Origin of the sequence: Affinundibacterium seohonense (assembly GCF_014284305.1) — a bacterium.
Classification (GTDB): domain Bacteria; phylum Pseudomonadota; class Gammaproteobacteria; order Burkholderiales; family Burkholderiaceae_D; genus Undibacterium; species Undibacterium seohonense.
Map to the genome: position 1 here is coordinate 1 of NZ_JACOFW010000133.1, position 255 is coordinate 255.

A 255-nucleotide genomic window follows, 5' to 3' on the forward strand; every position below is an offset into this window, starting at 1 on the left:
TTCTCAATCTATCACTGGACGGCAGCGATACATGGCATTGAAGATGGTGGGCTAGTTGAAAATTTGCCGCTCTACCAATATCAAAACATGTCAGGAATGACAGTGCAGCTATGTCCTACTACAGTACCAATCACGGATAGACGTGCGAACGAACTGACGAATCTCGGCTTCATACCGCTTTGCCACTGTAAAGGGTCAACACACGCTGCTTTTATCAGTGCAAATACCTGCTTCATACCAAAGAAGTACTTCGAC

General features: G+C 45.5%; 1 protein-coding gene. It reads left to right on the top strand.

The annotated features are described in order from the left end of the window. Positions 1-6: 6 nt before the first annotated feature. On the top strand, positions 7-255 hold a 249-nt coding region (locus H8K52_RS22145; RefSeq protein ID WP_343044272.1), incomplete at its 3' end, for a type VI secretion system contractile sheath domain-containing protein.